The organism is uncultured Campylobacter sp. (assembly GCF_938045465.1).
In the GTDB taxonomy this organism is placed as follows: Bacteria; Campylobacterota; Campylobacteria; order Campylobacterales; family Campylobacteraceae; genus Campylobacter_B.
Genome location: NZ_CALIBF010000053.1, coordinates 1 through 5,333, shown reverse-complemented (window position 1 = coordinate 5,333; position 5,333 = coordinate 1). Strand labels below are relative to the sequence as shown.

At 49.1% G+C, this 5,333-nt stretch carries 4 protein-coding genes and 1 pseudogene; all 5 read right to left on the bottom strand.

Annotated elements, in window-relative coordinates:
• A partial coding sequence (locus Q0413_RS02785) for a Sua5/YciO/YrdC/YwlC family protein (RefSeq protein WP_298987070.1) occupies positions 1-1,892 on the bottom strand: 1,892 nt, incomplete at its 3' end.
• Between the two features lie 287 nt (positions 1,893-2,179).
• Complete coding sequence (locus tag Q0413_RS02780; RefSeq protein WP_298987068.1) at positions 2,180-3,817, bottom strand: hypothetical protein; 1,638 nt, start codon at positions 3,815-3,817, stop codon at positions 2,180-2,182.
• Positions 3,801-4,523 carry a hydrogenase maturation protease gene (locus Q0413_RS02775; protein ID WP_298987072.1) on the bottom strand — a complete coding sequence of 241 codons (723 nt, stop codon included), beginning with the start codon at positions 4,521-4,523 and terminating at the stop codon, positions 3,801-3,803. Before Q0413_RS02775 ends, Q0413_RS02780 begins: the two co-directional genes overlap by 17 nt.
• 60 nt (positions 4,524-4,583) lie before the next feature.
• A pseudogene (locus tag Q0413_RS02770) lies at positions 4,584-4,679 on the bottom strand (hydrogenase expression/formation protein); the annotation flags it as partial.
• A partial coding sequence (gene cybH / locus Q0413_RS02765; RefSeq protein ID WP_298987065.1) for a Ni/Fe-hydrogenase, b-type cytochrome subunit occupies positions 4,676-5,333 on the bottom strand: 658 nt, incomplete at its 5' end. The pseudogene Q0413_RS02770 and the gene cybH, both read right to left, overlap by 4 nt.

Here is a 5,333-nt window from a genome sequence, read left to right as displayed (position 1 = left end):
AGCCGAGAATCAGGCTCATTCGCCGCGCATCGCAAGTCTTGGCTATCCACTGCGGGTTGCAAATTTAAATTATTGGTTGTATGTCGCAGCTCTAGCCCGCCTTTTGCTTGCAGCGAGCTCAAATTTTTAGCCGCGCACTGTAAATCAGACCCATCGTATGCGCGCTCTAGCTCGTTTGCCGCACACTGCGAGTCGTCTGCTGCTAGCGTATCGCAGGCGAAATTACGGCGCGCCGTTTTGCTGAAAATTTGCGCATTCTGCGATCTGCCCTGCTCCGCGCAAACTCCAATATTTTGCGCGCTAAAATTTTGTGCCGCTAAATTGCGTAAATTTCGTAACGCAGAGTCCTGCTCTTGCGCCAAATCCTCTGGATTGCCAGCAAATTTCGGCGATATAGAATTTTCGCCTCGCGCCTTTAAATTTTGCGTACCGAAATCAGCCGCAAAGCCGGCCTCTGTGCGCCAAACAAATTCACGCTTTTTTAAAATCACGATCGGCTTGACGTTACAGTCTATCAGCGCCTCCTCTTCTGCGCTTAGGTTCGCTGCGCGCCCTGCTTGCGCTGCGTCGCGACACATGATCGCAAAAGGCTTGCTCGGGCGCTTTTTGAGCGTTCGCAGCATGCGTACCGCGCGCTCGTTCGTCGCATCGCAGACGATGTGAAAGCCGCCCATACCTTTGATCGCGCCGATCTGTCCACGCCGCAAAAGCTCCGCCGTGCGCGCTATCGCCTCCTCGCCGCTTGATAAAATTTCGCCGTCCGCGCCACATAAAAACAGCTGCGGGCCACAGTGCGGGCAGGAGATCGGCTCGGCGTGATAGCGGCGCGTGAGCGGGTCCGTGTATTCGCCGCGGCAGAACTCGCACATCTCAAATGCCCTCATCGTGGTGTTTGCGCGGTCATACGGCAGCGCGGCGATGATGCTAAGGCGCGGGCCGCAATCGGTACAGTTGATAAAAGGATAGTGGAAGCGCGGATTTTGCGGGTCGTAAAACTCTTTTTTGCACTGATCGCAGATCGCAAAATCTGGCAAAATTGGGTTAAATTTACGTCCCTCTTTGGATTGAGTGATCTTAAAATCAGTAAAATTTTGCGCAAAATCTTGTGTATTAATATCTGTGCGGATGATCCTATCGATTCGGCAAAGCGGCGGCGCCTCGCTGCGAAGGCGCTGTTCGAAAATTTTTAAAATTTCTTCTTCGCGCAGATCTTGCTCGACACTTTGTGAATCGTGTTTAAAGTCCTGCAAGTCCTCTTTCACATCTTGCAAGCCTTGCGGCGATTCATTCTGCGACATATCGCGCTGCTGCGACGAATTTTGCACGATGAAATTTTGATCCGACGAAGTGGGAAAAATGGAGCCCTGCTCGTTTAGATCGATCTCGAATAATTTTGGTAAAAATTTCTCGCTCGCTGTGGCTTGCGAATCGCTCGTCAAATCATGCGGCAAGCTCGTTAAATCTAAATCAGGCAGGCTTGCTAAATCATTCAATAAATCGCGCGACGAGCCGGTCAAATCATTTGGCGAGTTCGGTGTGCTCTGCGGCGAAAAGGAACTCTCGTTTAAATTTGAACTTGCAAAATTTCGTGATGAGTTCGTGGCCTTGTTAGAATCCGACTCGGCAGAATTTAAAGACCGAGCGGCTGATGACGATACTTTCTGTGCTTGAATTTCGTTAGAATTCGGCTCATCTAAATTTAAAGGGGCGGAATTTTTATCAATCGAGCCTTTTTGCGGCTCGGAAAGGTCTGCACAAACGATGATTTTAACGCCCTCGCCGTCGTTATAAACCTCGCCTTTTAGCCCCAAATCCACGGCGAGCTTGTAGACGAACGGGCGAAACCCGACCCCCTGCACTGCTCCGAAAACCTCAAATTTAGCCGCTTTCATGTATGTGCTTTCATAAATTTGCGCGGTGTAGGAGCTGTTTTGCAAGCAAGTTGCGCTCGCAGCGGGCGGATAAAACGTACCGAACGCTGCAAAATGTGCTCTAAATTTAATAAAATTTGTTCTTTCGTTTCCGCGCCCTTTGCCGCTTTTTTTGAAATTTCGCGCAATCTCGTTTGCGCTAAGCTTACCAGCATGACGCAGCTATCGGCACCGCAATGTCCGCGCAACTCGCTTGTTTTGCGGATAAGGTTTTGAAGCCTTGCCGAAAATTCGCATATATGCCCAATCTATCGAGCTTGAAGCGCGAAGCTGTCGCTAAAGCTCGCGTCAAAATTTTTGCAAAGCTTAAGCATTAAATCCGCGAATTTACGTCCGCTAAACATCGCGCCGCCGAAGACCAAAACGTCAAAGTCTCCCCTGCGCTCATCCGCCAGATCGCTTAAAAAGTAGCCCAAACTATCGAAAAATCCGAACGCAAACAGCTTTTCATTGGCTCCTGCGAGCGCATAGCTCATCGCCGAACGCAAAATTTTATCCACTCGCACGCAGCCGCGCTCGTCCGTGCAAAAATCAAGCCGCACCCCTTTGCCGCCCGTAAAATCCTCCGCAGCCGCCGTCAAAAATTCCGCATCGCGCCCCCAGATAAGCTGTGCAGCCACACTAAAGATACCGTAAAATCCCGCATTTGCGCTTTTTAGAATTTCATCGATTTTTGCGGCGTCTACGTTAAATTTGGCGTTGAAATTTTCAAGCAGTTTCGCGCCCGTCTCATCCGCGCAAATTTTAGCTTTAAGCTCGTCAAAGCTGCGCGGCAGATCGAATTTAAGTAGAATTTTTTTGGAGCTTTCGCTATAAATTGCGATCTCATCATCCGCGCCCACGCCCAAAAAGCAGCGCAAAACCCGTTTTTTGGGATCATCTAAAAGCCCTTTTTCACGGCACGTAAGCGCAAAAAGAGCGGAGTTTTTGTCCTTTGAGTTTTTTAGATATGAGCTTGCAGCGTCGCTTAAAAAGTCCTCGTTTTGCACGATCAAAAAGCCATTTTGCAGCGGCGCGACCTTAAAAAGAGGGTATTTTTGCGCCGCGCTTTCGCATTTTGCGCTTAAAAAATAGATCCCGTCGCTTGTCAAAGCACGCACCAGCGCAAACACGAATATGTCGCCCGCAAGCTTTACGTCAAAAAATTTAGGCGCGCCCTCGTGATTTTTTCTAAAGATTGCATTGGTTTTTAGGCTTATGAGCGGCTTTTCGAAGGCTGCGAGCGCGATTTTGCTCTTTTCGTCGCTCACAAAAATCCGATCCAGCGCGCCCACTCCTGCAGCTATCAGAAAGTCGGCGCTAAAATCCACGTCCGCTTTGAGCGTGAAAGTTGCGCCGCCGCGCTTAATCTGCACCTGCTGAGCATGAAATAAGTTTATGCGGCAAAACTCTAGTAAGCGGGCAAAATTCTCCCTGTTTACCGCCTCAAATTTTCCCTCATGAAGCACGCTGGCACCGCTTATTACTCCGAATTCGTTTTGAGACGGCTCGGAGTGAGCGAGGTATTCTTTCATCACTCGCGGGGTAAAGTTATTAAATTTAGCCGCGCTATGGGCGTTTGAAATTTCATCCTCTAAAAATTTACTTATATCGCCCGAGGAGGTATCTTCAAACGTGCCGTTAAATTTCAGCGCTTTCGCTTCGGCGCCGCCCTCGTCCACCACGCGTACGGAGGATTTTGCCAAAAATATGGAGTTTGGAATCAGAGGCATCGCCTCGTCGCTAAATTTTAAAATTTCATCCTCGCCGCCGCGCACGAAAAGGCTTATTAAGCTCGCCTCTTTTTTTAGGCAAAACTCAAGTGCGCTTTTGCGAGCATAAAACAGCAAGAAGTGCGCTATCATCGCGTTTTCATTAAGGTAGTTAAACTCATATGCTACTATCATCTCGCCCCCTTTTTGCAAATCGATCCGCGATATCTTGGGCGCTAAGATCGGCGATTTTTTCATGCGCGAAACCAAGATCCGATAGGTACTTAAGCGCCGTTTTTTCCATGATTTTTGAGGACTCTAATATCACAGAGCTTAGCTTAAAGCTCGCCTCCTTGATGCGCCGCGGCACGACCGCCAGAATTTTAACGTGAGGCAGATCGCCGCAAAGATCCATCATCTGCAGGGTTTGAAGCATTTCGACCTCGTGCGCCGAGCCACTCCAGCTGATCTGCTTAGGCATCGCGTCGTAGTCGAAAAAATACACCTCGCCGCCCTTTGCGCCGTCCGCGTCTATGCAATCTACGAGCAAAATTTCATCAAATTCCGCTATCGTAGGCATCAAAAAGCTAGCTAGCGTCCCGCCGTCGATAAATCGGATCTGATCCGCGCTGTTGCTCGGCGCGGCGGAATTTTCGGCGATAAAGTCCGCATTGATATAGCTTTGCGCTGCGGAATTTATGACGGAATTTTGCGAAGTAGAATTTGAAGCTGAATTCTGCTTTGCGGAATGTTCTGGAGTAGAATTTCGGTCTAAATTTACTGCCGCGGAATTTCGCTCGGAGTTAGAATTTTCATCCGCAGAATTTTGATCGGAGTCGCGCTCTGTGGAATTTTGCGAGGTAGAATTTTGTATCGCAGATACTTGGGCGGAATTTTGCATAAAATTCTGCGCCGCAAAATTCTCGCCCGCCATAGAATTTCGTGCGGTAGCTTTAGGATAAAATTTATAGTTCTGCGCGAGCGCGCGGACGAAGTGCACGCCTATGCCCTCGTCCGCGTAGATGACGTTGCCGATACCCAGTACCAGCACCCTCAAGCGTGCTCTTCCTTTTTAAATTTATAGCCGCTTACGATCGCATCCATTGCGCCGTCCCTGCCCTTGACGGCGTTAAAGACCGCCATATAGACGTGGATCGGTACGAAGATTATGATGATATTCATGCAAAGATGATGTATCATTCGCACTTCGCTTAGACCGCCCATCGCCGCTTCCAGCGGGCGCAAGAGCCCGTATAGCGCGCCGCCGAGCCCTTCGTGATAGACATGCACATATAAGATCATACCCGTTAGGCAGATTACGAACAGCACTAGATAAAAGCCCAGATAGGAGATGAACTGTAGCGGATTGTAAACGCCGCGAAGATGCGGGTGCTCGCCCAAAAAGATATAGTATTTGATCTGAGCTATCCAGACGCGCGGGCTAAAAAAATCCTTGATGCTTAAAAGCTCTTTTCTGCTCTTTTTATCGAAGAAGAAAAGATAGGTTTTAAAGATCGCCGCACCGATCATCGCAAAGCCGAAGATCAGATGCACGAATCTAAATTTAGCCTGCATGAAAAGCACCGGCTCGGGACTTACCTCGGGCGCGGTAAAAACAAAGGCGATGTAATATCCGGTAATCACCAAAATCGTAATGCAAAGCGCGCGCAGCCAGTGCGTGAGCCTAAGACCGATTGAGAACTCGTATTCC